Source organism: Coriobacteriia bacterium, assembly GCA_034370385.1.
Lineage (GTDB): Bacteria > Actinomycetota > Coriobacteriia > Anaerosomatales > PHET01 > JAXMKZ01.
In genome coordinates, this window is record JAXMKZ010000059.1 from 203,871 (window position 1) to 225,473 (window position 21,603).

The window sequence follows — 21,603 nt, forward strand, 5'->3', positions numbered from 1 at the left end:
ACACGAAGGACTCGTTGGCAACGACGACCCTGTCCCATCGCATCGGGCCCTACCGGTCGGCGTCCAGCCGCGCGATGCGCTCCTCGTCCAACCGATAGATGAAGCCCACAAGGAACTCGCCCGTGGTGCGCACCGGCGCGGCACGCAGCATCCCTGCGGCGTCCCTCACGGTGTGATAGTTGGGATCCTTCTGCCATTGGAGCCACACCGCAGGAACCCCGTGTAGCTCGTAGGGCTCATGATCGCTCCAGCCTGTTCGGCCGAGGTCCTTGAGAAACGTCAGGTTCGTTCCCCTCGCCCGGGCGTCACGCAGCATCATGTCCCTGAGCGACTGCGGTCCACGCTCCATCGTGCGAACGTGGAAGCTCGACCCGACGCCGACCATGTCGACCGACACCGCACCGACGAGCTGATCGCGTTGCTGGCCTGTGAGGGTCTTGAGATGGTGGCGCGAGCCCAGGTGGTGGCTGTCGGTGCCCTCCGGGATGAACTCCTCTGTTCCCCAGAACACCATCTCCACACTCACCGGGGGCGGGTTCTTTGCCAGAATCCGCGCGGTTTCGAGCACGACCCCGCAGCCCGACGCGTTGTCGTTGGCGCCCGGGGAGGGCGGCTTGGTGTCGATATGCCCCCCTATCAGGAAACGGCGAGACTCATCCCGTCCCAACGCCACGGCGATCACGTTCACACTGGTCAGGCCGCTGGGCAGGGCAAACTCCTGCAACCGCGGCTCGTAGCCGAGTTCACGTAGGCGGGCGGCGATGTACTCAGCGGCCTGCCTCTCGGCGGGGCTGCCGCCGGGCCGAGGTCCAAAGGCGGCGATCGCTGTGGCGTGGCGCAGTGCAGCGATCGGATCGAACCCGTAGCCGGCGGGGTCTTCGGCGCGCGGTGCCAGGCGCATAAGGGCCGCGGCCTGACGCGACGAGTCCTGTGACGGCACCGTGCCGCCGAGCTTCGACGGCGGCGACGCGGCCAAACGGGGCTCGTAGGTGACGGGAGTGCGTGTGCAGCCCGATGCGGCGAGCAGCACAACGAGCGCCGCCATCACCGCGCAGGCGTGGCGCATCCGCCGCCGGGCCGAGGCGCTCATTCTCCCCGCCCCTCCCAGCCGGACCCGACCCGAGGCGCGCGCGGCGGCACTATATCGACCCCGGCCGTCGCCGGCATATCGGTGGGTACCCAGCCCTCGACGCCGAGCACCTCGCGAAGCCGGGCAACCCGTCTCCACTCAGGATCGTCCTCATCATCGGTGCTGTCGCCCGTCCAGCAGTAGAAGACATCGCCTAAGCTCTGGTCCGCCTCGATGACGTTGTTGTTGAGGCGAACACACCGCTCGAGCGCCGAGAGCATGCTCGCGGGATCCTTGAGCAACAGCATGCCCTCCGCGTCCGCCTTCTCCGCCGCGACAAGCTGCGAGCGGCGCTGAGCTGCGGCGAGGACCTCGCCTGCCAGGATGAGCGGGAACAGAACCGGAAGGAACGCCGCGGATACGGGCACCGCCACTTCCGTCCGGGCATTGGGGTCGAAGCGGCGCTCCTCCAAGACGTCGCGAATCAAACGGTCTTCCTCGTCAAGCATGCGCACTCGATGAGAGCGGTACTTCTGGAGAGGCGTCAGCAACGCAACCACCGCGGACGACACCATCGTGTCTCCGCTCGCCAAACGCGCGACGAGATTGGCGAAGACGGCCCGCTGTTCGTCGAGCGTGAGCCGGGCGGCGAATCCCTCGGTCACGCCGACGATCGGCCGTCGTCCCGCAGTGGCAAACGCGAAGGCGTTCACGTTCGACGTGTGCAGCAGGTAGAGCGCCGGTGCCACGGGGAGCCCGGCGGCGATGGCCATGTCTTTGAGCACCATCTTGGCCTCGAGCATGGTGCCCTTCACGACGAACTCGGCGTTCAGGCGCCCGACGATCCACTTCTCGCTACGCCTGAGCGCCCAAACCTCGTACAGCACCGCGATGAGGATTCCGGTCGCCCCTGGCCGCCAGACGCCATCGGCGAGCATCCAGCCAGCCGCCTTGGCCAGTACCCCCGTCTCACCCGCGAGGAATCGCACCAGCAACGCGAATACGGCCACGATGAGGGCGAGGAACACGGCCGCCACCACAGCGAACACCGCGAGGTAGGCCACCAGCCTCAACCGGTTGCGGTCCACGCGGTCCCACAACGGCTCGCGCCGCTGGGGTTCCGGCCTGCCGGCGAGAGGTGTGACCACGATGGCGGCGTCCCCTGATCTCTACGTGAAGCGCGATTCGAGCTCGCGTGCGAGGTCGTGCGGCGTGAGGCCCCAGCGCTGCATCACAACCAGCAGGTGATAGACGAGATCGGCCGACTCGTAGCGCAGCTGGTCGGCGTCTCCCGACTTCGCGGCCATGACGACCTCGGTCGCCTCCTCGCCGATCTTCTTGAGCAACTTGTCCTCGTGACCCGACAGAAGCGTGGCGGTGTAGCTGCCATCAGGCAGGTCGATTCCGCGCTGACGGATCGTGGCGAACAGCGATTCCAGCACCGGGCCGATCTCCGGAGTCGCGCCGTACTCGAGGATGTCCTCGGGACGGTCTTCGCCGGACGGGATGTAGTCGGTCATCGCCTCTCAGTCCTCTCCTTCGCACAGCGAACGGTAGAAGCACGACCGCTCGCCGGTGTGGCATGCCTTGCCCTCGCCAGCCTGCGTCACGATGACGAGCAGGCAATCAGCGTCGCAGTCGTAGCGTACATCGTGGACGATCTGGACGTTGCCGCTCTCCTCGCCCTTCATCCAGTACTTCTGACGGCTGCGGCTCCAAAACCACGTGCGCTTGGTCTCGCAGGTCTTGGCGAGCGAGTCAGCGTTCATCCATGCGAGCATCATGACCTCGCCTGATGCGCGATCCTGCACGATGGCCGGAATGAGGCCGTCGGCGGTGTAGGTGAGCTCGGGGATGGTCAGGGTGTCGCGTTCACGATCGGTCATTGGGTAGGCCCTCTCATTTCGAGTTCGATGGCGCGATTGAGCCGCGCGTCGTGAGTGATCAGATCGTCTCCGTCCAACACGCGAGCAGCTAGAAGGCAGTCCGCGATGTCAAGCGAAGGGTGTGAGCGTTTGATCGTGAGGCTGACGCGCAGATATCCATTCTCTGCAGCGAACTCCGTCGAATCCGCGATGTCGGCCAGAACATCCGCCGAATCCCGGTCGCTCCAGCCGTACGACTGACGCAGTACCCAGAAGCATTCGGCGAGGACGGCTTCGGTGATGACCAGCCGCTCTCCGCGCGGGATTGCACTCTTGACGGACTGGGCACGTCGGGTTCGGGCGGCGGTGACCCCACAGAAGTCGACCACGACGTTTGTGTCGGCAAGAATCACTCCGGTGGCTCCTTCGCGCCACCGATCACGAAGAGCTCATCCACGTATCGCTCGGGATGGTCCTCGTCCTTGCCGCGATCCCGGAAGTAGGCCGCAATGGCCTCCTCCTTCGACGCGTGCCGGGCAATGGACTCTCCTCGCCGAGCCAACTGCTCCTCTGCGACATCAAGCGCCGAACGCTGTCGGCTAACCGTCGCGTACCCGGCCTTGACCTCGAACACCAGCGAATCGCCGGTCATGATGCCGAGGCCCTCGCGCACATCGATGGGTATTGTGACCTGGCCTTTCGATGTGACTTTGGCTGTGGCTCGCATCGTCTTACCTCCAACACTCTTCCTTACGTAAAACCTTACTCCTTACCAATAGCGTCAGTCAAGGAGCCCACAGCTCCAGACGAGTGACTTGCACTGGTGAAGCGGCGCAGAATCAGGCGGGCAAGCCGCCGCTGAATCGTCCGAGTATCCCGCGCTTTCGAAACCTCTCGCTTCGCGGCCCTCGCTCCCATCGACGGGACCAGACAACAGCAGTCACGTTGTCGCTGGCGCCCTCCGAGACCGCTCGGGCCGTGAGCTGGGCCACCGCCTCCTGCGGACCCCAGCTTGTGCTGAGCGTCTCAGCAATCGCCGCATCGCTCAGAGTTCCGTGCAGACCGTCGCTGCACAGCAGCAGCACATCCTCGCGCTCAAGAGCCACGGAGGCAAAATCCCCGTCGTGGCCACCGAATCCCAAGGCGCGCTCGATGACGTTGCGGCGCGGGTGGGAACGAGCCTCTTCCTCACTGATGGTACCTTCAGCAACGAGCCGACCTATGAGCGAGTGATCTGTCGTGATCCGGCTGATCTCGTTTCCGCGCATCACGTAAGCCCTGCTGTCGCCAACGTGTCCAACAGACGCTTGCTCGCCGTCGACCAGCACTGCGACCATGGTCGAGCCAGCGCTCGGCCCGTCCTCGGCTCCGTCCAGATTCTCTACCGCGTCATTCGCGCATGCCAAGATTTCCGCGAGGGCCGCCTCGGGGTCGATGGGTTCGAGGCGCCCGTCGTGATTGCTCACGTACAGTCCCACCGCGGCCACCGCGGCAGCACTGGCCGCATCGCCGTGACGATGACCTCCCATTCCATCGCATACCCCCAGCAGCACTCGAGGATTCCCGACGCCTATGGATGATTCCGCAAGATCGAACGCGAAGCCTAGATCCTCATTATGAGGTCGCGGACCGGCAACGGATGAAATCGCATAGTGGGTCATGTGTGCACTCCGCCGAATCAGCGGGCCTGAGACGAGGCCCCATCGTCGATTCCGTACGATTCATGGGCGGCACGGGATTGACTCCCCGCGCCGCCCATGACGACGTCTACCATCTGCGGGTCCCTACAGCCCCAGCGCCACGCCGAGCGTGCCGTTGAACACGGGAATCCACTGATTCTGGCGAGACAGGTCATTGTTGTTGGCACCCTGGCCCGGAACCCCTGCCAGGCCCTCATTCCAACGACTCGCCCGCGTCTTGACGGTCGTGTCGGTCGCGCGTTGCTCGCCGATCGCGTAGCCCCACGCGTAGCCGCCGGCCGCGTTGTAGGTCTTGAACTCGATTCGCGTGTCCTTCGCGCTGGGCGAAAGCAACTGCGTGATCTCTCGCCAGCCCGACTCCGAACCCGCCGCGACGTCGACCACCGTGGTTCCATTGACGATCACCAGTGACCGGTCGTCAACGTTCCACGTCTTCACAAAATAGCGCACGCTCTGCGGTGAGGAGACGAAGAACACGACCGTGATCGGACTCGATTTGTTGCCCTGCTTGTCCGTGGCCCAGAACTTCAGCGTGTGCTTGCCGGCCTTGGTGATTGAGACGTTGGCCTTGTCGCCAGTGATCCTCTTCTCGGCAGCACCATTCAGTTGATAGCTCACCGATGCGACCCCGGAGCCATCATCTGTCGCAGTGATCTTCACCACCGAAGGCACGGCGGAGTACGTGGGCTGAGCATCACTACTGGCCACAGGAGCTTTGTCATCGAGCTTCTCGGCGGTTACAGTGCGTTCAAGAATCTTCACCTCCGCATCGAATACCGGCCACTCCTTCTTGGCGAGCTCGATAACACCGAAGATGTCGACCTTGGCGATGATCTTGCCCGTTACTCCCGCGTACAACCCCCACTTGATGGAGGGGGTTACGGTCGCAGCACCCACCGTGGCGCCTGCGCCTTCGTTCGACGCTTCGACCTCGACGGTCACCGCGAAGCGGTTCGCCAAGTATCCCTCGACTGCAACGCCCGGTCCGGCTAGGCCGGCAATGAGCCAGGTGACCTCGACCTGGATGGAGACTTTCGCCTCGGCCTGACCTTCAAGCACAAGCTTGGGATTGTCAGGCTTCCAGTCGTGGGACTCATCGATGGTCGAGAGGGATCCATCCTTCCAACGCCACCCCTGAGTGTCGGTCTTCGTCGCCCCGCCCTCGATACTGGCGCTGAACTCCCCGCTCAGGGATGCCTTCGAAATCACTTCAAAATCAATGAGCGTCGGAATGGCGCCGATCCCGATTGGAATCGACGGGCCTGTGAACTGCTTGTCGACGAGCTTCTTCTCTCGCTTCCACTCGGCGAGCGTGGCCTTGCCTTTGATCGAGAACTTGTAGGAGCGATCGATTGTCCGCCTGAACTCGACAATCTCTGGACCTGGGTGCCAGAAATCCCCTTCGTACCACTTGAGACTTATTGACCAACCGAACTTGTGCGACCCATTGATCGTGACACCCTCTGCTACTTCGAACGCGATTGCAGACGTGATGGATGCCCCCTGCCCGATCTCGTCCCAACCTGCAGCCGTGATGTCCGAACCCCGAGCCCGTTGAGACATCGGCGAGACGAGTGAGCCTGACCCGGCACCGGTGGATGATCCACCTGATGCGAACGAAAGGTTGAGCCCGCCTTGTGCGATGCAGTCCGAGAGCGTAGCGGCCGTCGTCTCGAGGGTGACAGCACCGCTGCTCTGCGCTATTCCGACGACCTTGCGGAAGTAGCCCTCGGGAGCCGTCGTCGACCGCTCACCAATGAGCACCGAACCGATCTTGAGGTCCCCTAGGTCAGCGGGCGTACCCGTGACTCGCAGTGACGTGGCGCTTACCGACTGAACGTCAATGGATGTCGACGGCGTGTCGGGGTTGATCAGGTCGGCGTAGATAATGGTCGCGGCCGCCGTCATCATCTGCGAGACGACTCCCGTAGCGACCTCTTTGGTGGTTCCCACCACCCTGAGTTTCTTGATGCTCGAGCCCGAACTCGCGACGAAGGTCTTGACCTCGGCCGGCAGCGACGTGCGCTTGGTGAGCAGAATGGGTGAGCCAGTTCGCCCTGCCCACGGGCCAGCGAGTACCGCCTGCGGGAAGCTCTCCCCAGTCATCACCACGGTCTTCTCAAGGGACATTCCCCGCTGGACGCCGAAGTCGGCTAGCTTCGCCGATGTGTCGTATGCATTCGCACCACCAACTCGCACAGCGCCCGGGAACGCCAACGCAACTGCAGCCGATATCTTCGAAGTCGGTCCGACCACCACCGTCATCGTCGCCTGCAGCGATCGAAGCGCGAGCTTCGTTGCCGACGGAACCGTAGTCCGATTGGTCAGCAATACCGGAGCGGCTGCTGCGGCGGCGTAGGCCGAAACAGCGCCGGCCCCCGCGTAGTCACCTTCGGCCACCGCAATGACCACCGGCGTGGCCTTGGTGATCAACTTGATGCGCAGCGCAACTACGCGCGAGGTGTCGGCCGGGCTGGTGCCAGCGAGTCGAATCACCCGGATCCGCTTGCGCTGAAGCGCCTTCACCACGGACGACGACACCGCCCGCGAGCCTCCTATCACGTACACCGTCTTCGTGCGCATCTGGGACAGTCGCGAGCTGACGGCCGTGTCCAACCGCAACCCCGATGTCGCCAAGATCGGCGCGTCGAGCGCTCCGGCCAGTCCAGGCGCGACCGCGTTCTCTTTCCAGTTGGACTTGCCGACGAGCACGACGGACGAAGCGGTGCTCCACCCGCGCGAGAGGGCGACCGACTGGGCAACTGCTCCCGACGCCGCGACACGGCTGAAGCCGGGCTTCTCGACCTCTGTGGGCCTGCCCGTGGATGCGGTGGCCATAGCGGCCATCTTGTAGACACTCGGCTCCACCGGCTCCGGTGCGGCTCCGGCGATCGCGATATTGGACAACAGCAGCGGGACGAGAAGCAGTCCTGAGACCACTGCACGCAACATGCGGCGGTGCTTCATCGAACACAAACCCCCTTCGGTTGAACGACACAACGGTCCCAAGACCATCATTGCTGCGCGAAAACGCCCCTGATTCCGCGCCCCATTCGGATGCCCCCCGTGTGGGTACCTACTCAAGCACCCGCTTCGAACGGACGATACACTAGACTGCACTCACCCAGCCCGAGATTGGCGTTGACGAATGAACGAGAAGACCGGCGACTACTCTCGGCGCACTGCTGCCATCGGACAGCCGACGCGTCCCGCGGCGCCACCCCCCGGCTGGGAGATCGTCTCGACCGAGTGCGTTCGAGCCGAACGCGGTGGCACCGTGATCATCGCCAAAGGGCTCCACGACGCCGCCCATTTCATCGAAGGTCAGGACCCCGAGCCGGTTCTCGTCGCCCGCCTTGTCGTTCCCGGCGAAGAGCCGATCACATTCACGCTGACGTCGAGCGCCGTGCGTTTCGTGGTGGGTCGTGACCGAGCCACCTGCAACGCGATCCTCGCGGACCCCCTTGTGAGCCGCAAGCACTTCTCGATTGGCGTAGACGGCGATGCACCCTACATCGAGGACCACGGCAGTACGAACGGAACCTACGTGGATCGGGTCAGAGTCGAGGGAACGCGAGCACTGCATGGCGGCGCTCACATCCGCTTCGGTCGCACCGAGGTGCTGTTCGAGTTCGACTGAGGCCCGCCGGACTTCGAGTCCCTCGCTGTGCCACCGAGGTTCATTGATTCCGCCATCATGCTTACACGGCGATCGGCGGATTCGTAACGCACCGCCGCTCCCTCCAGCGCTTGTGCGAGCTCCCGCAGACGGGAACCCGCTCCCGCAGCGGCTGCACGACAGCGAGCCAGACGCGGTGCGATCTGTCGCCGGTCGGCGAGCCGCGGATCCACGGGAACCGCTTCAAGCTCCTGGCGAACACGATCCATGGCCGCGGCTAGAGCGGCAATATCATGCGCAATCCGCATGACCGAGGCCGTGTCGATGTCCACCCGGCTCACCGGGCACCACGCTTGGCCTGCTGTTCAGCTGTCTTCTGAGCCTCGGCCTTCGTGCGCTCTGCCTCAACCCGCTCAGCCTCAGCGGCCATCTCGGCTCGAACGGCGCCGGCCTCGTGATCCATGTCCTCGGCGAGCGCTCGGAGCTCGCGCTCCAATGCGTGCAACTGCCCACCGATGCTCGATGTGGCGTCGTTCACGGGAACCATCTCGGATCCGTGCCAGCTGCCGTTAAGCGCTTCGCTCAATATCCGGAGCCGTCCTTGCGCTGCCCGGACGTCGTGCGCGCAGGCCACGAGCGGCCGGCTGCTCGAATGAACCGTCTCACCGTGAAGCATAAGTCGTGTACCTCCTGGGGCGCGCAACATGGCGGGTGCGATCAGCACCCGCCATGTCTGCCCGTTTCTACTCGAGAACCTGCTGGACGTTGCCGGCGACACCCTGGTCAACAGCCTCCCAGCGATCAGCCGTGCGGCGAAGGAAGGTCTCGTATTCCTGGATGACCTGCTGCTCGGTCTGGATCTTGTTCTTGAGGGCTGAGAGCTTGGCATTCATGCCCTCGATCGGCGTGCCTTCCCACGAGACACCGAGCAAGCCTGACACGCTGCGCGTGACTTCATTCATGATCTCGGTGAGCTGGGTGTTGCTGTTCTTGATGGCATCCGCATGGGAGCGCACCTGTCCCGGCTGAATATTGATGACTTCAGAGCTCATGGTTTCCTCCTACTTGTACGGAACGAATCGACCGTGATGGCGGGCCTCAGAAGTCCGTGCGCAGCGAACGTGCGTCGGACGCGATATTCTGCTGCTCGGTTGCGTACTGCTGCGCCGACTTGTTGAGATAGTCGGTGTAGCTGCGGAGCAGGTTGACCATCTCCGTGAAGTCGTCCCGAAACTGGTCGATCTGAGTGCGGTAGGCATCCTGATCCGCGCCGGTCCACCCCGACCCGATGGCGCCAACGCTGCTGTAGAGAGCGTCAACCTGTCCCTGATAACGCTCGCGAAGGCCGTCAACCTCAGAGGCCACGCGCTTCATCGCAGTCGGATCCGCCAAAATCTTCGGTGCTGGCATCTCTGTCTCCTAACTTCGGTTTCTGGGCAGCGCTCGCATCGAGCGCGCACTACCTATTCGCTGCTTCACCCTCATCGCGCCACGCATCCCCCCGCTCACCTTGTTTGCCTCGCTTGATGTGTTCTGTTCTGTTGTCAATCGCCTCTGTAGCTACACTGTAGCTATGACCAAATAGTCTGTCAACTACGAAACTGAAGATTCTTGAGGAATCTGTTCGGCACGCTGTATGCTATGTTGCAGACACAGCTCACAAGACACTGGACGGATGCCAATGACGCCCAATGGCGACCTCAGCGAACTGCTCTCTCGGGCCCGCGAAGAACTCGCGGACGCGACTCAAGACCTGGCTGCGGCTCAGCTTCGCCTCCAGAACGCCCAAGCGCGGGTTCGCCTGCTCGAAGAACTGCTTGCCCTAGAGATGGGCACCCCTGCCGCAGAAGTCTCTGCGCGCAAGGCCCCCGCCCGTCATGGTGAGTTCATCGACGCAACCGCGTCGATACTTGAGAGTCGCGGCGCGGCAATGTCGATCGACGAGCTGAGATCGGCTCTTCTTGAGCAGGGGGTCCCGCTACCCGGAAAGGGCCTGCCCGCCAATCTGATCAGTCGCTTCCAGCGATCTGACGGACGCATCGTTCGGGTCGGCCGCGGCCTCTACGATATCGACCGGGGCCAGCCGCGCGGACTTCTCGAGTTCGCGGACGGGCGCCAGGTGGCCCTGCAACGTGTGACGCGCGTCGGCAAAGGTGACCAGTGTGAACTGCTCATCTCCGATTCGGACGCCGCAGAGGTGCATGCACTCGTGACCACGCACGGCGGCACGGCGATTGTGGGTCCGGTCGGCGAATCCGCTCAGGTCTTCGTCAACGACTCGGCTCTGGCCCATCCGGTCCGCCTGTCAGACGGGGACCGCATCAGGCTTGGAAGCACAGTGATGACGTACCGTGACGCCGTGTTGGCATCAGAGAAATAGGAACTGCGAGGCGTTGGTGAGTCCCGCCTCCTGAGGGCTCAATTCGGGATTCAGTATCGCACCGGTTCCGCGGTCACACAGGACGGCCGAGCGCACCGCTTCACCCCCGGTCAACGGGTCGTCTCCCAAAAGATTCCGAAGCAACCCCGTGGTGCGGCCAAGCGGGACCTCGTACGGGATGAAGACGTCCATCTCCCGGTTCACGACCGGCACGAACACGCTCACCAGCACTCTACTCATCGAGGGCCTCCTCGTCCTTCGCCCACAGCGGTGACCGCAGGGTCTTGATCAACCGGGGTACGCCCTTGGAGATCAGGTATCCGTTCCGAGAGCCGATCTCCCGATACATGTCGTTGCGTCCGGAGAGCACCTTGAGGACACTCTGATCGGCAAAACCGTTCCCGAGCCACACGCCGCGGGTGGGCTTGAAGTGCGTGGTCCACGCCTCATAAGCGAGCTTCTGTGCCTCTGAGGCGGCCTCGACGAGAACGATGCGGAAGCCTATCGGCACTCCGTCGCGAGCTATCATCCCCTCAAGCAGGAGCCGCACCTCGGCACTCAAGGACTGCGCGAGCCGCGAGTACGAAACGATGACGCAGACGATGGGGTGCGCCTCGAACTCGGTTGCGGCCGTTCCAGCCTCCACGCTGACGTGTCGTTCGGCGATGCGGCTGCTGAGTTCTCGAACCGCCGGGTCCAGGGCAGCTCCTGTGGCGTAGGCGTACGTTCGGTTCTCATCCTGCACGAACGCGGGCGCCGCGTCCAAGACGACCACATCGTTGCCCATGTCCGCACCCATGAGCTCCGTCATGCCCTGAGCGAACGCCGCATCCTCCGGGTCATGGCTGAGCACCCAGGTTCCGAAGGATCCGGCGAAGTCCAGACCAGCGGGTTCAAGCGTAGAGACCTCGACGCCGCAGGGGATTCCTCCTTGGAACCGAGCATCCGACAGCATCGCCTCAATCGCTTCCGGAGTCACGATGGTCGGCATCGCCGGCACCGCCGGCGCGGCGGCACCATCCCACGCGTCGGCCATACGCTGACACTCTTCACGAATGAAGGCGAGGTCGTCGTCGACACCGGAACGGGGTCGGGCGGTCTGGAACTCGTGCACTCCGTCGCGCCGCACCAGCCCGCGTCCTTCCAGCGTGGAAGGCCGCATGCCGCCGGTCTTTCCAAGCACCGAGACATAGTCGACTGGGTCGTTGAACTGAAGAGCGAACATCTGCTTGAAGTTCTGAAGCATCTGGAACCGGACGTCGTTTGAACCCGTCGCCGACAAGACGACGAACAATCCGTAGCGTATTCCATCTCGCGCAATCCAGGTGAGCGCCTCCAGCGCGTCAGGGTGCGCGTCTGCGAAGCCGCCGTAGTTGTGAACGACGATCACAATCGAGGCGAGACGCTCTCCGCTGGGCGTACGGTACGCCGAGTAGCCGGCATTCGCCTCAACCAGGAGCCGCTTGCGGCGCGTCATCTCCCTGCCAAGCATCCTCATCAGACGGATGATACGCTCGTGATCATGGCTGAAGAGCACATCGCCGACGTGCGGTGCAGACCTGAACGCACCAAGAGTCTCGGCGGCGCAATCGATCACGTACATGTTGAGTAGATCTGGCGGGCTGGACTCTATGAGCGACCACATAAGCGTCCGGATGAACCGCTCCTTCCCGCTCCCGGTGGACCCGTACACCACGACGTTGCCGTCGCGGGATAGCGGGACGGCAAGAACCTCCTGCCGCTGATTGGCCGGGTCGTCGTACTCTCCGATGATCGGTTCCAAGACACCCGCGCGCGCGGGCTGCCCGTACTTTCGTCTGAGCTCGTCAACGAATACGTCGCCGGGAATGGGGTCCAACCACAGCGGACGGATGTTGATTCCTTCGCTCTGAGCGACCCCTGCGATGTAGGCCGTGATCTCATCAAGCTGTCTGCGGGCAGGGCCCAAGACTCCGCGTGACTTCTCTCCGCGTGATCGCCGAACGATCTGCCCGAGATGGCTGACCAGCGCGACACTGTCATCGTAATCCGGAGTGTAGGTGTCATTCGGAACATACGGTGCACCAGCCCACGACGACTGTCCCATTTCGAACACCTCATTGAACCCGACCTGGAGGTAGAAGCGCCCCGCTGCCGACAGCTCGGCCGCATCGGGACGCTTGATGACCTCGACGCTGTCGGCCTTCTCCTGAACCTTGAGGCATACACGGAACCGGCTGTTGGACCAGATCTGGTCGTTCACCACGCCTGATGGCTTCTGCGTTGCAAGAATCAGATGGACTCCCAGGCTTCGTCCGATTCTGGCAGCGCTGACGAGCTGGTCCATGAACTCAGGCTGCTGCGCTTTGAGTTCGGCAAACTCGTCGGAGATGATCAACAGATGGGACAGCGGCTCGCTGACCTCGCCCTCTCGGTACAATCCCTGGTACGCATAGATGTCGATGTTGCTTGTGCCGGTGGCATCTGCGGCCGCATTGAACAGCGCTTGCCTACGCTTCAGTTCGCTTTGAATCGACACCAGCGATCGGTTCACCTCCGCGCCATCGAGGTTGGTGATCGTGCCAACCACATGCGGCAGCTCCGAGAACGCATTCGCCATGCCGCCGCCCTTGTAGTCGATGAGTACGAAGGCGACCTCGTGCGGGTCGTAGTTGAGTGCGAGCGAGAGGATGTACGTCATGATGAACTCGCTCTTGCCGGACCCGGTCATGCCAGCGATCAATCCATGGGGCCCATGGAATCGCTCGTGAACGTCGAGTTTCATGATGTTGCCCGACGCATCTACACCTATCGGGGCCTCCAAAGACAGAACCGGATTGCTGCCCGCCCAGCGCGTCAGGATATTGAGGTGTTCGACCCGACCTACGCGATACATGTCGAGAACGGGCAGTGCGGCAGGGAACGCTCGTACGTCCGTGGTCGTGTCAAGCCGGGTGTTCGCGAGCGTTTCGACCGCATCTCGGGGCCAAGAGGCCACCGCAACGTCCGGAGTGAAGGGAAGCGTGCTCACTTCCCCTTGCTCGGCCAGCATCAAGGTCGGCGAATCCCCCAAGTCGACGATCGCGGTGCATTCATCGGGAAGCTCACTCCTGTCCTGATACGCCGCAACAACGCTGAATCCGAGTTCTGCGCCCTCACGAAGGATCCGGTCAAGGCCGTGCGAACGACTCGCCAGAGCCGGGTTGAGCACGCACACCACGTAGTGCGGTTTCAGTGGTCCGGTGCGCCCGGGGATACGCTCATCCTCGCGCTGCCGCATCTGCGCCTCAATGTGAACAGAAAGCCCCTTGAGCTCCTCTGCACTGGAGGCTACGAGACGAATCGACTCATCGTCGCTCCATGTGTGGGGAAGCCACCGCGCGCTCGCCCAGTCCGAGTGTGAATCCTGGTCATAGATGAAGACGAGTCGAAGGACATCGTGAGCGTGCAGCGCGGCGAGCTGCAGGACAAGGCCACGAAGCAACGAGTGTGTCCGCTCCGCGCTGCCGACCAGACCCAGAATCGCGTGCTCCCGCAACGAAACCGTGATCGGCACGCCCGTCATCACTCGAGCGGCGTCCGCAACCGCACGCATCTCTGCTTCCAGACAATCCTCTTCGACGCTGAACTTCGGCTCCTGTGCACTGAGCTCCATATCCATGGACGCGTCACCGACGCCCAGCCTCACCGACAGAAAGTCGTGGGCGTCAGCAGTGCGGCTCCAGAGCTCGCCGTCTCTGCGCATGACCCAACCCAGGCAGTCGGCAAGGGTGGGAACCGCACGGCCGAGTACATCCGCTTGCCGAGCACGCTCGGATTCGATGCGCGCATCGATTCCGCTGAGATAAGCGCGGTACTTCTCCAGGCGCTCCTGCTCCCGCAGGGCGGACTGCTTCGTGTGATATCTGCGGTTCAACAACGGCCACATCACCATCGCGAGAAGGATGCTCGCGGACATAACGAGTGCGGGTATCGCGTCGCTGAATGGACGACCTTGGTTAATCACGTTGAAGGCGGTGAAGATACCGATGGAAGATGCGGCCACTCCCATCGTGAGTGCGGAGCCGATGACGAGCATGACCGGCAGCGTATCCTCTTCGCGCCTCTGCGGGGGCGGATCCAATTTGAATGCAGCGGTCCGGATTCTCTCCGAGAAGCGCGGGGACCTCGAGAACAGCTGCGCAACGGCAGCCTCCTCGATATCCTCGTCGAGCATTAGATTGAAGTCTGGCAGCTCAAAGGGTGCAAGGGTTCGCTCGTCGACGGTCACGAGTCCATCAGGATTATTGATGGCGATGATGCTCTGGCCCACGACCATCGTGAGACCGACAATCCAAATCACGTCACCGGGATTGAGCGTGGCAGCTTGAACACGGCGTCCGTTGACGAACGTGCCGTTCGCACTGCCCCTGTCCTCCACAGCGATATGACCATCGTCGAAGCGCAGCGCCGCGTGGGCATTGGACACAAATCTGCTCGCGAAACAGATCTCGGAACTCTCGCTTCTGCCGATCCGCGCCGATCCATGTGCCGGAAGTTGGTAGCGAACGAAGCGCTGGCGATCCTCGGTGGTCGACTCGCACAGCAGGAGCAGACTATCGCCTGTCGCGGTGATGCGTATACCGTAGAAGACGTCGGGTTCAAGAACCATCGTCTTCACCGGTTGTTCGTCCTGCCCAAGCACCGCCGCGCGTCTGTTGGACTTCAAGACCCACTGGCCGGCGACCCCTTCAACACTGAGGAGTTCGTCGCACCCGCCCGACTCGTCAGCGCGGGTAACCCAGTACTGACCCAACGGCTTCGCTGGGAGATTGAGTCGCTCTATGCGGTCGCCGTCGACCAGAATGAGCTGCATTTCCCCTCCATCTCGATACTTGTTCCGCGCGCTCCAAGCGACCGCTCGAATCCCCCGAGAGGGCGGTGCTCAGGTTAGGTTATCTTCACGTACACTATCAGAGTGAACGAAGCCGACCAGAGGGCAACAGTCGGTAGTTTTGCGTATGAGGGAAGGCAACGTGGCGGAGTTCGGTCCCTATCACATCATCTCAGAGCTCGGCCGTGGCGCGATGGCGGTGGTGTGGCGCGCCTATGACCCCGCGCTCGAACGAGAGGTCGCGATCAAGGAACCGCTTCCACCGCCCGGTTCATCGGAGCACGTGACGGCGGACTTCCAACGCCGATTCATTCGCGAAGCACGAGCGGTGGCGCGGCTGAGCCACCCGGGGATCGTCACGGTGCATGCGGCTGCCGTATTTGACGGCCGACCCGGTCTTGTCATGGAGCTCATCCACGGACGGTTGCTCTCGGATATCGTCGCGCACGGGCGCGCACCAGTGCCGTGGACGGTCGCCCACATCAGCCAGCTTCTGGAGGCGGTTGGCTACGCGCACACGATGGGCGTGGTTCACCGCGACCTCAAGCCCGACAACGTATTCGTGACCGCAGACGGCGGCGTGAAGATCACCGACTTCGGCATCGCCCACGTGGCCAGCACCGAAGAGTACACGGCGGTCGGCACGGTACTCGGCACGCCGGCGTACATGTCACCCGAGCAGGTGCGGGGCCTGCCGATAGACAAGAGAACCGACCTCTTCTCGGTGGGCGTGATCGCCTACGTGCTTCTGACGGGCACCAACCCGTTCAAGGGCGCGGCAGACACAGGCATCGCCACGACGCTCTACCGTATCGCGCACGAAGACCCGCCGACACCGGTCGAACTCGATCCGGAGATTCCCTCCCATTTGTCCGAAACGGTCATGAAGGCCCTGGCGAAGAGCGCCGACGACCGTTACGCCGATGCCGATGCCATGCTCTCGGACTGGGAACTGCGAAGCTTCGAAGAGGTGGAGTACCCGCCTTCCATCGTACCGACTCACCCGCCACAGGCACCTCATCCCATGCAGGATCCGACCCTCGGACCCGGGGCAGGGTTGACCGTCGCGACAGTGGATCCTCGTGCGTCAGCTGATCCTCTGTCGGTTCCCACCGCCCCCCCACCCGCACCTTCGTATCCCCCATCATCCGAGGGAAGAGCCGAACCGTACCCAGCGCCCGGGCCGGCCCTGCAGGCCTCGCCCGAAGTGCCGGCACCGCCACCGCCACCCGAGCCGACCATCATCGAGATGGCCGAGCCGACCATGCTCGAGTACCCAGAGCCCGTCGAACCAGTCATCGAGCCGGTCGCGCCTCCCCCGCACGTCGAATCAGACCCGACGCCGACGCCCGTCACGCCACCTCGATCCAAGAAGGGTCGTCGGGTTGCCCTCGCAGCGGCAATCGCATTCGTCCTCATCGCGGGAGGCACCGCCGCAGGAGTACTGCGCAAGCCTGCAGCGGAAGAGCCCCGGCCGGAGCCTGTGGCAGTGAAAGAAGAACCGTCCCCGATCGTCGAAGAGGCGCCTCCCGCGGAGCCCGCGGAGAAGCGCCTGACAAAAGTGGCGCTTACCATAGCGCCAACCACCCTCACCGAGGGCGGCCAAGTCACGCTGAAAGCGAAACTGACCTCAGGCGGCAACGGCTTGCGCCGCCAGTGGATTCACTTCTACTCCGAAAACTCCAAGGGAAAGATTGGCGATCTCGGTCGGCACCGCACGGACTCTGCCGGGTGGGCGACTCTCAAGGGATGGAAGGTGAACAGTCGGGGGACGTTCACTATTCATGCGAAGTTCGCTGGCAGCGACACGTTCAAGAAGAGCGCCACGAGTAAACGGCTCACGGTCAAGGCCAGGCCGGTCAACAGGGGCAGTAGTGGCGGGGGCTCAAGCGGGGGCAGCACCCGCGGAAGCTCGAGCGGGGGCTCAAGCGGGGGCAGCACCGGCGGGGGCAGCAATCCTTTCGACTAGGACGCGTACGGGTGAGCTACTTCACTCGCACGTAGTACGGTCCGACGGTCGTGACCGCATGTAGGCCACAGTCGCTCAGCTGGTGATCGAGCTGAATGAGGTAGAGGCCCGGCTTGCCAAAGACCCGTTTCGCTTCCCAGTACCCCGTGTCGTTCGCGCCGACACTGACGACTCTGCCAGGTACCGGAGTGCGCTGGGTGGGAGCGGTCGAGAGCGCCGTGCGAAACGTAACGGCGATGTCGCCCACGCTGTGAGCGGGCTGGATCGTCCCCTTGAACGTGATCGTCTGACCCTTCCGTACGACGGGCGGATTGTACCGGCTCTTGCTGGCGCCGCTGGTGAGTGTGATCCGGGGCCTGACGCGAAGCACAGGAGCGTCCTTCGAGAAGTCGACGCGCGGACTGGGCCCGAAGGCGACGTAACCATCGGAGTCGGGCACTCGGACTCGCACCCACGTGTTCTGCTTGGGCCGGAAGTTGTAAGCGAATCGACCGCCGCTGACTGGTACTCGGACGCTCGGCAGGGCCGTAGAACCCTTGGCACCCGTATTGAAGAGCAACTCCACCTCAGGGGGAGCTGCGACGCCTGGAGCCAGTGACTTCGCGTAGCCGGCGATAGACACGGATTTCCCATATGCGACGACGCCGCTCCGACTTGTCGGCGAGCTCAATCCCGCTTTCGTCTTGGCCTTGATGTCGCGCTGAAGCGTGTAGGCGCCCTGCGCCCCGCCAAAGGCACGGACTGACGCCACCACCGTGCGAGTCCGAGACGACGCAGCAAACTTCCAGCCGTACGCGTAGGGGTCACTCAAATCGACCGCCACCGATGACGCTCCCTCGCGCAGTATCGCGATCTGCCCCGCCGATGAGCGAATGGTGAACTCCGCATTGGCCGGAACGGTGAAAGTGAAGACGTCGCACGGATCCTGGGGACCCCCGAACTCCCCCGAAGCGGGCCAGCTCGTGACCTTGCGCGCGCCGCTCACGTCGTCGTCGGACTCGAACAGCGGCATCGAACCCGTGCGGACCTTACCCTGTGAGGGATCTGCAACAACCACCCTCTCGCCAGTCGCATTGACCGCGACCCCGACAGGGCCCGCCAGCGCCGTATCCCCGGCAGGACGCCCGTCCCATGACTCGACGAGCGTGCCGAGTGCGCTGTACTTCTGAAGTCGCGCCCCTGATCGATCGGTGACGTAAACGTTGCCGGTCACATCACATGCAACGCCGTACGGACCGACCAGTGGTCCGGCCGTATAACCGATGGTGGCAAGAGTCCTCACCGAGGAGCGGTTTGACACTGACGAGAAGCGCTGAACGCGTCGGTTGCCGGTGTCGGCGACCACTACACGCCCACGGGAGTCAACCGCTACGCTGCGCGGCTGCCGGAACTGGTGCGCCCCACTGCCAGCACCACCTCCTATCAGGCTCAGGTAGTGCCCCGTCGAGCTGAATCGCTGCACCCGATTATTGCCGGTGTCAGCCACGTACACGGAGTAGTCCTTGCCAACGGCGACTCCACCTGGGGAGCGGAGCTTCCCTCTGCTGGTTCCCGGCGAACCGATTCTTCTCAGGAACGCCCCGCTTGAGCTGAACACGCGGATGATGCCGTTGCCGCTGTCGGCAACGTAGATGCGCCCAGAGCGGTCTACTGCGACCCCGGTGGGGTCACGGAACGCACTGCGGAGCGCGAATGAGGACCCGTCGGAGCGGACAACTGTGACTCTATCTGTGCCCTTGTCGGAGACGACAAAGCCTCCTGCGGGCGTCAGCGCGACGCCCCATGGCTCCGACCAACCGGCGGTCCAGTTCGTGACGTCTGTCCAAGTAGCCGGAACCGCGGATACGCGCGTACCAGTCCCGGTCGCCGCATCAGCAGGGGTCGTCGATCCGTACACCCAGATTGCGGCACCCATGGACAGCAGCAGGGTCGCCATCGCCAACCGATAGTGTGCGAACCGCTGCATCACTTACTCCCTAGCGTACTATCGCCCGTTACACTCGCTGAAGAGGTAACTGAGTCTGGATACACTCAACAGCATAGCAGTGTGTGGGTGGCCAATCCGTGTCGCATCGCACGATTGGGCAACAACGCTATCCCCCGCAATGCCACAAGTAACCAGCCTCATGTCGCCGTAGAACACGATGCTAGACTGATTCGACGCCACGGCAACGCGACAGCAACGGGGCAGAACCCCTGCTGCGCGCCGGGGACGAGCGACGAGGGGGAACCAGTGGCACGGCCAATCTGGAGGATCGGGGCCCCGCACAGCACCACGCAGGATCACGCTGTCCCGGGATCCACGGGGCGCACAATCGGAATCCTCATCGCGTGCGTCGCAGTCGCACTGAGCCTCTCGCATCCCGGCACGGCTGCGGCCGCTCTTCGGATCACCACGAACGCGAAGAGCCAGATGGCACCCGACATCTCAGGTTCCACAATCGTGTACGCGGACTGGCGCGCGCAGGACTGGCGCGTCCTAGACCTGTTCGACGCCGACTTCCCTGCCCTATACGCAGACATCTACGCCTATGACCTCAACACCCGAACCGAACGACGCCTGACGAGCACCAAGGACTGCGAGACGCCGGTCATCGACGGCAACCTGGTCGCCTACGAACGATCTGGGCACTGGTCGCAAGGTGATATCTACGTGTACGACCTGTCAACTCGCACCGAGCGCCAGCTGACCAGCCACGATCATCGTCAGACGAACCCCAGCATCGACGGCAAGAGAGTCGTGTGGGAGGACTACAGGAACGACCCGGACAACGTCTCCGGGGAATCGTCTGATATCTATCTGCGCGACTTGACCGCCGGCACGGAGGTGCGGCTCACCGACGGATTCGGACAGCACCGTCGTCCGGTCATTCACGGTGACCTGGTGGCCTACGAGCAGGGCTCGTACGACGAATCGTCCATTCGCATACACGACTTGCGAGACGGAACAGACCGGCGGGTTCCGTCAACCGCGACCTATCAAAGCCAACCCGCCTTGTGGGGCACCAACCTCGTGTACGTCGGACTCAACGCGTCACGCCGACCAACCGGCGTGTACCTCTACGATGTGGCGACCAACGTCGAGCGCAAGCTCACTACGGGCACGGGCTGGTACTGGCGTCCGGATATCTCCGGCGACACGGTGGTCTATCAGGTTGAGAGCGGTGGCAACACGGATGTCTACGCCCACCGCCTCGCCACTGGCGTGACGCACAGGGTGACCGCGGACCCCGCTTCGCAGAGTCATCCGGCGGTCGATGGCACGAAGGTCGTCTACGAAGATGAGATCCGGATCGAGGCAGACATCTACCTCGAAGATGTCAGCGCCCTCACCGTCAGGCCGCGGCCCTACGTGGGCACCCCCGTGGCTCCCGCGCTCATGTACGCCGGCAAGGCTCGAACCGTGTACGGCACCCTCAAGCCGAGGCACATTGCGAACACGTCCCCCGTGAGGCTCTATCTGTGGAAGAAGGTTGGAATCGATGGGTGGTGGCAGTACCGCGGCACGACCACGGCGAAGGCCATCAACTACTCGACGTATTCCAGATACACGACATCCCTGCGTCTCCCGTCCAAAGGAGCCTGGCGAATACGTGCGTACCACCCCGGATCGACCGTTCTTGGGGCCGCCTCGTCCCCGGGGTACGACTACATCACCGTGAAGTAGGTCCCCACCGACGCAGAAACCGCGATCGTGGCGGCTCCTGAACGAACTCCAACCCCGTTGAGCCGACGGCGACCCTCGCCGCGCCGGGCTACCTTACTGTGATGTAGTCGTAACCGCTCGCACTCGCAGCGTGATCGGTGTAGTGCCCCGGTGCACATGCGCTGCTTCCCCCGCGCCCATGTTGTTCCTCACGATCAACACCGCAGAGGTGTCCTTCGTGCCGATAGGTAGACTGCGGCGCGGAGGCCGAAGGTAACGTTCAGGTACAATCCTCGCCAGAAGATAGGGAGTCTGAGGGGTCCGATGGGCGACACTTTCGGCGAGTTCAAAATCATCGGGGAGGCCACGTCCCGGCAAGTGGTGTATGAAGCCCTCTGCTCCGACCTCGGGCTTGTCACTCAGCCGGCCATGAGCGCGGGCACCACCTCCTGATCGAGTCCGTCGGTCACGACGAGTGTCGGCTGCATCGTCTTGTCGATTGA

General features: G+C 63.3%; 18 protein-coding genes. 4 read left to right on the plus strand and 14 right to left on the minus strand.

Annotated elements, in window-relative coordinates; translation table 11 throughout:
• Positions 1–49 precede the first annotated feature (49 nt).
• The 8 genes from U1E26_12605 to U1E26_12640 form a co-directional block, all read right to left on the minus strand.
• Positions 50–1,090: a M28 family peptidase gene (locus U1E26_12605; protein MDZ4170472.1), complete on the minus strand. Its 1,041-nt coding sequence runs from the start codon at positions 1,088–1,090 to the stop codon at positions 50–52.
• Entirely contained in the window at positions 1,087–2,217 is a 1,131-nt protein-coding gene (locus U1E26_12610; GenBank protein ID MDZ4170473.1) for a hypothetical protein, read from the minus strand. Before U1E26_12610 ends, U1E26_12605 begins: the two co-directional genes overlap by 4 nt.
• 21 nt (positions 2,218–2,238) lie before the next feature.
• Positions 2,239–2,589 carry a phosphoribosyl-ATP diphosphatase gene (gene hisE, locus U1E26_12615; GenBank protein ID MDZ4170474.1) on the minus strand — a complete coding sequence of 117 codons (351 nt, stop codon included), beginning with the start codon at positions 2,587–2,589 and terminating at the stop codon, positions 2,239–2,241.
• Positions 2,590–2,595: 6 nt separating this feature from the next.
• A complete protein-coding gene (gene hisI / locus U1E26_12620) occupies positions 2,596–2,955 on the minus strand; it encodes a phosphoribosyl-AMP cyclohydrolase (GenBank protein ID MDZ4170475.1) in 360 nt (119 codons plus the stop codon).
• Complete coding sequence (locus U1E26_12625; GenBank protein ID MDZ4170476.1) at positions 2,952–3,347, minus strand: PIN domain-containing protein; 396 nt, start codon at positions 3,345–3,347, stop codon at positions 2,952–2,954. The genes hisI and U1E26_12625 overlap by 4 nt, the downstream gene beginning before the upstream one ends.
• Positions 3,344–3,661 carry an AbrB/MazE/SpoVT family DNA-binding domain-containing protein gene (locus tag U1E26_12630; GenBank protein ID MDZ4170477.1) on the minus strand — a complete coding sequence of 106 codons (318 nt, stop codon included), beginning with the start codon at positions 3,659–3,661 and terminating at the stop codon, positions 3,344–3,346. The genes U1E26_12625 and U1E26_12630 overlap by 4 nt, the downstream gene beginning before the upstream one ends.
• Before the next feature lie 112 nt (positions 3,662–3,773).
• On the minus strand, positions 3,774–4,595 hold the full coding sequence (locus U1E26_12635; GenBank protein MDZ4170478.1) for a protein phosphatase 2C domain-containing protein: 822 nt from the start codon (positions 4,593–4,595) through the stop codon (positions 3,774–3,776).
• Between the two features lie 123 nt (positions 4,596–4,718).
• Positions 4,719–7,601 (minus strand): cell wall-binding repeat-containing protein, encoded by a 2,883-nt coding sequence (locus U1E26_12640; GenBank protein ID MDZ4170479.1) that lies wholly within the window; start codon positions 7,599–7,601, stop codon positions 4,719–4,721.
• Between the two features lie 181 nt (positions 7,602–7,782).
• Here U1E26_12640 and U1E26_12645 point away from each other — a divergent pair, with 181 nt between their 5' ends.
• Positions 7,783–8,274: an FHA domain-containing protein gene (locus tag U1E26_12645; GenBank protein ID MDZ4170480.1), complete on the plus strand. Its 492-nt coding sequence runs from the start codon at positions 7,783–7,785 to the stop codon at positions 8,272–8,274.
• A gap of 316 nt (positions 8,275–8,590) precedes the next feature.
• On the opposite strand, the gene U1E26_12650 is transcribed toward U1E26_12645, so the two are convergent.
• From U1E26_12650 to U1E26_12660, 3 genes are all read right to left on the minus strand, one after another.
• Complete coding sequence (locus U1E26_12650) at positions 8,591–8,839, minus strand: hypothetical protein (protein MDZ4170481.1); 249 nt, start codon at positions 8,837–8,839, stop codon at positions 8,591–8,593.
• A 157-nt stretch (positions 8,840–8,996) separates the two neighbouring features.
• Positions 8,997–9,305, minus strand: coding sequence for a WXG100 family type VII secretion target (locus tag U1E26_12655; GenBank protein ID MDZ4170482.1), 309 nt, complete (start codon positions 9,303–9,305; stop codon positions 8,997–8,999).
• A 46-nt stretch (positions 9,306–9,351) separates the two neighbouring features.
• Entirely contained in the window at positions 9,352–9,663 is a 312-nt protein-coding gene (locus tag U1E26_12660) for a WXG100 family type VII secretion target (GenBank protein MDZ4170483.1), read from the minus strand.
• Between the two features lie 271 nt (positions 9,664–9,934).
• Here U1E26_12660 and U1E26_12665 point away from each other — a divergent pair, with 271 nt between their 5' ends.
• A complete protein-coding gene (locus U1E26_12665; protein MDZ4170484.1) occupies positions 9,935–10,633 on the plus strand; it encodes an FHA domain-containing protein in 699 nt (232 codons plus the stop codon).
• Here U1E26_12665 and U1E26_12670 read toward each other — a convergent pair.
• Together U1E26_12670 and essC are read right to left on the minus strand one after the other, a co-directional pair.
• Positions 10,622–10,873, minus strand: a complete 252-nt coding sequence (locus U1E26_12670; protein ID MDZ4170485.1) for a hypothetical protein — start codon at positions 10,871–10,873, stop codon at positions 10,622–10,624. The genes U1E26_12665 and U1E26_12670 overlap by 12 nt on opposite strands.
• Positions 10,866–15,467, minus strand: a complete 4,602-nt coding sequence (essC, locus tag U1E26_12675; GenBank protein MDZ4170486.1) for a type VII secretion protein EssC — start codon at positions 15,465–15,467, stop codon at positions 10,866–10,868. The genes U1E26_12670 and essC overlap by 8 nt, the downstream gene beginning before the upstream one ends.
• A gap of 160 nt (positions 15,468–15,627) precedes the next feature.
• Between essC and U1E26_12680 the strand changes: the two genes are divergently transcribed.
• Positions 15,628–17,454, plus strand: coding sequence for a serine/threonine-protein kinase (locus tag U1E26_12680; protein MDZ4170487.1), 1,827 nt, complete (start codon positions 15,628–15,630; stop codon positions 17,452–17,454).
• Positions 17,455–17,470: 16 nt separating this feature from the next.
• Here the strand turns inward: U1E26_12680 and U1E26_12685 are convergent, their stop codons facing one another.
• Positions 17,471–19,420, minus strand: a complete 1,950-nt coding sequence (locus U1E26_12685; GenBank protein MDZ4170488.1) for an NHL repeat-containing protein — start codon at positions 19,418–19,420, stop codon at positions 17,471–17,473.
• A gap of 267 nt (positions 19,421–19,687) precedes the next feature.
• On the opposite strand from U1E26_12685, the gene U1E26_12690 reads away from it, so the two are divergent.
• Entirely contained in the window at positions 19,688–21,121 is a 1,434-nt protein-coding gene (locus tag U1E26_12690) for a hypothetical protein (GenBank protein ID MDZ4170489.1), read from the plus strand.
• Positions 21,122–21,603: the final 482 nt, after the last annotated feature.

What these genes read in the sequence shown, in the direction of transcription:
- U1E26_12605 (MDZ4170472.1), bottom strand. Translation starts at nt 1,090, where the DNA reads ATGAGCGCCTCGGCCCGGCGGCGGATGCGCCACGCCTGCGCGGTGATG.
- hisE (MDZ4170474.1), bottom strand. Translation starts at nt 2,589, where the DNA reads ATGACCGACTACATCCCGTCCGGCGAAGACCGTCCCGAGGACATCCTC.
- hisI (MDZ4170475.1), bottom strand. Translation starts at nt 2,955, where the DNA reads ATGACCGATCGTGAACGCGACACCCTGACCATCCCCGAGCTCACCTAC.
- U1E26_12630 (MDZ4170477.1), bottom strand. Translation starts at nt 3,661, where the DNA reads ATGCGAGCCACAGCCAAAGTCACATCGAAAGGCCAGGTCACAATACCC.
- U1E26_12635 (MDZ4170478.1), bottom strand. Translation starts at nt 4,595, where the DNA reads ATGACCCACTATGCGATTTCATCCGTTGCCGGTCCGCGACCTCATAAT.
- U1E26_12640 (MDZ4170479.1), bottom strand. Translation starts at nt 7,601, where the DNA reads ATGAAGCACCGCCGCATGTTGCGTGCAGTGGTCTCAGGACTGCTTCTC.
- U1E26_12645 (MDZ4170480.1), top strand. Translation starts at nt 7,783, where the DNA reads ATGAACGAGAAGACCGGCGACTACTCTCGGCGCACTGCTGCCATCGGA.
- U1E26_12655 (MDZ4170482.1), bottom strand. Translation starts at nt 9,305, where the DNA reads ATGAGCTCTGAAGTCATCAATATTCAGCCGGGACAGGTGCGCTCCCAT.
- U1E26_12660 (MDZ4170483.1), bottom strand. Translation starts at nt 9,663, where the DNA reads ATGCCAGCACCGAAGATTTTGGCGGATCCGACTGCGATGAAGCGCGTG.
- U1E26_12665 (MDZ4170484.1), top strand. Translation starts at nt 9,935, where the DNA reads ATGACGCCCAATGGCGACCTCAGCGAACTGCTCTCTCGGGCCCGCGAA.
- U1E26_12670 (MDZ4170485.1), bottom strand. Translation starts at nt 10,873, where the DNA reads ATGAGTAGAGTGCTGGTGAGCGTGTTCGTGCCGGTCGTGAACCGGGAG.
- essC (MDZ4170486.1), bottom strand. Translation starts at nt 15,467, where the DNA reads ATGCAGCTCATTCTGGTCGACGGCGACCGCATAGAGCGACTCAATCTC.
- U1E26_12685 (MDZ4170488.1), bottom strand. Translation starts at nt 19,420, where the DNA reads ATGCAGCGGTTCGCACACTATCGGTTGGCGATGGCGACCCTGCTGCTG.